Source organism: Mesorhizobium sp. M7A.T.Ca.US.000.02.2.1 (genome assembly GCF_003996995.1).
Classification (GTDB): domain Bacteria; phylum Pseudomonadota; class Alphaproteobacteria; order Rhizobiales; family Rhizobiaceae; genus Mesorhizobium.
In genome coordinates this window covers 1-3,235 of the sequence record NZ_RZTT01000554.1, presented here as the reverse complement: position 1 = coordinate 3,235, position 3,235 = coordinate 1, and the positions used below count along the sequence as shown (strand labels likewise).

The window sequence follows — 3,235 nt, the reverse complement described above, 5'->3', positions numbered from 1 at the left end:
TTCTACGACAAGGCGCCACGCGATGCGCAGGCACAAGGCTTTCGCAATCACATCGCCGCTGCACGCGAAACGGGGCTGCCGCTGGTCATCCATTCGCGCGATGCCGATGCAGATATGGCTGATATTCTTGAGGCCGAAACGGGGAAGGGCGCCTTCCCCTTCATCCTGCATTGCTTTTCTTCCGGACATCGGCTCGCCGAAATTGGCGTCGCTCTCGGCGGCTACGTGTCGTTCTCGGGTATCCTGACCTTCAAGAATTCGGCTGAGTTGCGCGCCATTGCCGCCGATGTGCCGCATGACCGCCTGCTGGTCGAAACCGACGCGCCCTACCTGGCGCCCGTGCCGTTTCGCGGCAAACGCAACGAGCCGGCCTATGTCGCCCATACCGCCAAGGTGCTGGCCGAAACCATCGGCGTCAGCGAAGCTGAAATCGCTGATCTGACGACGGATAATTTCTTCCGGCTGTTCGGCAAGATGCCGCGGCCTGTAGAGCAAAGCGCCTGAACGATGACCGACCGGCTGCGCCTCACCATTCTCGGCTGCGGCTCGTCGCCAGGTACGCCGCGCATCACCGGCGACTGGGGCAATTGCGACCCCGACAACCCGAAGAACCGGCGCACGCGTGCCGCCGCACTCGTCGAGCGGATCGCGTCGAATGGCGGCCGCACGACTGTGGTCATCGACACGGGGCCGGATTTTCGGCAGCAGATGCTGCTGGCCGGCGTTAAACGTATCGATTCGGTCGTCTATACCCACCCGCATGCCGACCATATCCATGGCATCGACGATCTGCGCGGCTTCGTTCTCGATCAGCGCCAGCTGATCGACGTTCATGCCGACAGGGCGACGATGCTTCGGCTGCGGGAAGCGTTCGGATACTGTTTCGAGACGCCGCAAGGCAGTTCCTATCCGCCGATCGTCAGGCCGCATCTCATCGACCACACCAGGCCGGTGGTCATCGAAGGAGAGGGGGGTACCCTCACCCTCGAGCCGCTGCCGCAGATCCACGGCGACATCGTATCGCTCGGTTTCCGCATCGGCGGTCTCGCCTATTGCCCGGACATCAGCGACTTTCCGGAACCCACCGCCGAACGGCTGCGCGCCCTCGACGTGCTGATCATCGACGCGCTGCAATACCGGACGCATCCTAGTCACCTGTCCCTTGGCGAAGCGCTTGATTGGATCGAGCGGCTGGCGCCAAGACACGCCGTGCTGACGCATATGCATGTTCCGCTCGACTACGCCACGGTGATGAACGAGACACCCGCCAACGTCGAGCCGGCCTATGATGGGATGGCGATTGAAACCCCTTACGAATCAGCATGATGCGAATAAACCCTCATACGGTCTTCCGGCTCCTTGACGCAAATATCAGCAGCGTTCCGATCCGCTCGTAGCCCATCCGGGGATAAAGCAGCGCCCCGACGTGGGTTGCAGCCAGCGCCGAGTATCTCGACCCAAAAGCCCGATCGTCGTGCAACATTCTCGACATCAAAGCCTGGCCAATGCCGCGACGCCGGTGCGACGGCTCGACATACATGCTCGAACACCATGTGGCTCCCACGGCATGAAGGCTGCGTACGCGCCCAACGATATCGGCGCCATCGACTGCCACATACTGACGGAATGGCGCGCTGTCGCCGAGCAAATCGTCTGGGATCGGCTGCCTGCGGATGATCTTTCCCAACTGCGCCGCCCGTTCGGCTGTCTGCACGCGTTCGATCGAAGCAACCGCCGGCGGGGCTGGGAATCCGGCGCAATCGGTGGACAAAAAAGCCTTCGGTCCGAAGCAGCCGGTAGCCGAGAGCTTTGTAGGCGGTTCGTGTCGGCCCGTCCGGATCCTCGTGCGCGATCATAACGGAAATGGCAAAGCCCGGCCGTGCATGCTGCCGCACGATGGCATCGGCCTCTTGAGCGGCGACGTCATGGACGACCCATTCTTCGCCGCGGTAATCGCGAGGATTCTTGAGCTCGGCGTCGCGCATCACCCACAACGGCCCAACACGGCTGGCCACGTAAGGAAAGGTGCGGCTTCTGTCGGCGCTGAAGCCTTGCACGAACACTTCAATCGCCGCTTCGATCTCGCTGTTTGCCATCTTCATCTAGACAGCCTAGCGTTGGCTATTCGCCCAAGGCAAGACGCCACGAACGCTCAAGCCTATGAGAATCAGCGGCAATTTACAATTCCTGGCCCATGCGTTAGTTCCATAATCTATCTTATGCGACTTCCTGATGTGGCGGCGATAGAGTCGCCACGGGCCTTGGATTCAGATGCGCCTCTGGTAAGAACCTCTCATGGAAACCCTTGAGGCTCAGAAACCCAGAGTATCGGTTCGCAAGCGTGCGGCTGCGGTCAAATCGTTTCGCTGCAAGAACTTGGTAGCCGTTGTCGAAGATCCGAATGATATCAGGAACATCGGAACGGTAATTCGAAACGCAAATGCCCTCGGCGTTGAAAGAGTCTATATCGTCGATCCACGCAAAGCACTTCCTGATGACTGGCAGCAAATGCGCCAACGGAAATCGCTTTCGGAAACGTCTGTATCAGCCGTCAAATGGACGTTTGTGAAACGATTCGACAGCACTGACGCCTGCCTCAGCCATCTGGAAAAACATGGCTTTGTGTCCGTCGTCACCTCGCCGCATATAAAGGGAAAGACCAGCGTTTTCCTGCACGAGGGCGATTATACCCAGCACACCAAACTCGCTGTCTGGTTCGGCAATGAGAAACGGGGCATCAGCACCCTCGCGGTCGAGCGCAGCGAGATGTGCGTAGCAATTCCAATGTTCGGGATGATCGAGAGCCTAAACCTCGGAACCAGTTCGGGTATCGTACTCTACGAAATCGCGAAACAGCGACGCGAGTATCAGAGCAAATACCGCCGCGGTAGCCGGAAGGGAAAACGCGCTGAGCCACTACCTACTGTAATGCGTCGCGAAATTGGCGGCTTTGCTTCGAGCGAAACCGAAGGACAGACCTGAGCTGACGCGAATCTCAACCGACCGTTGGCCGGCTCTACTTCCGTATAATGGCTCCGGATGTGCGGCTGTCGGCGGCGCGCTCGACCCGTTTCAGTTTGTGGGGCGATCTCGCCCCTACTCCAGAATGACCACGGCTTCCACCTCGAAAAGCATGGGGTCGATTGCAAGCTTGGGAACGGGAACCAGTGTCTGCGCCGGCAGCGCCTCGCCGAACATGTCCTTGACGTTCCTGGTCAACACATCGAGCTTGGAC

General features: G+C 59.6%; 4 protein-coding genes and 1 pseudogene. 3 read left to right on the top strand and 2 right to left on the bottom strand.

The annotated features are described in order from the left end of the window. Positions 1 to 504, top strand: a 504-nt coding sequence (locus EOD15_RS31425) for a TatD family hydrolase (RefSeq protein WP_148129728.1), incomplete at its 5' end; no start/stop codon positions are given. A gap of 3 nt (positions 505 to 507) precedes the next feature. Beyond that, positions 508 to 1,326 (top strand): MBL fold metallo-hydrolase, encoded by an 819-nt coding sequence (locus EOD15_RS31420; protein WP_127320802.1) that lies wholly within the window; start codon positions 508 to 510, stop codon positions 1,324 to 1,326. Positions 1,327 to 1,339: 13 nt separating this feature from the next. On the opposite strand, the gene EOD15_RS37090 is transcribed toward EOD15_RS31420, so the two are convergent. Next, entirely contained in the window at positions 1,340 to 1,714 is a 375-nt protein-coding gene (locus EOD15_RS37090; protein WP_245463819.1) for a GNAT family N-acetyltransferase, read from the bottom strand. A 581-nt stretch (positions 1,715 to 2,295) separates the two neighbouring features. Between EOD15_RS37090 and EOD15_RS31410 the strand changes: the two genes are divergently transcribed. Continuing rightward, positions 2,296 to 2,982, top strand: coding sequence for an RNA methyltransferase (locus EOD15_RS31410; RefSeq protein WP_127320803.1), 687 nt, complete (start codon positions 2,296 to 2,298; stop codon positions 2,980 to 2,982). 114 nt (positions 2,983 to 3,096) lie between these two features. On the opposite strand, the pseudogene EOD15_RS31405 reads toward EOD15_RS31410, so the two are convergent. After that, positions 3,097 to 3,235 (bottom strand): annotated as a pseudogene (locus EOD15_RS31405) (RidA family protein); the annotation flags it as partial.

Coding starts and splice junctions, on each gene's coding strand:
- EOD15_RS31420 (WP_127320802.1), top strand. CDS start 508: ATGACCGACCGGCTGCGCCTCACCATTCTCGGCTGCGGCTCGTCGCCA.
- EOD15_RS31410 (WP_127320803.1), top strand. CDS start 2,296: ATGGAAACCCTTGAGGCTCAGAAACCCAGAGTATCGGTTCGCAAGCGT.